Source organism: Gilvimarinus sp. 1_MG-2023 (genome assembly GCF_030548285.1).
Genome location: NZ_JAUOSC010001100.1, coordinates 1 through 266, shown reverse-complemented (window position 1 = coordinate 266; position 266 = coordinate 1). Strand labels below are relative to the sequence as shown.

1 protein-coding gene is annotated in these 266 nt (G+C 55.3%); it reads left to right on the top strand.

Going from position 1 to position 266, the window contains the following annotated elements:
- On the top strand, positions 1–266 hold a 266-nt coding region (locus Q4563_RS20255; protein ID WP_303605791.1), incomplete at both ends, for a hypothetical protein.

The window sequence follows — 266 nt, the reverse complement described above, 5'->3', positions numbered from 1 at the left end:
ACCAAGTCCAGCTACAGCTTTACCGTCACCGCCACCGATGGAGCCGGTCACTTCACTGACCAGACCGTCACTCTGGCGGTTAATGATCTGGATGAAGTCGCACCGACGATTACCTCTGGTGATACCGCCACCTCGGTCGATGAAAACTCTGGTGCCGGGCAAGTGGTGTATACCGCCATTGCGGATGACTCTGCTGATATTTCTGATGGCGTCACCTTCAGTCTGTCAGGCGACGATGCAGCGTATTTCTCGATCGATGCCAGCAC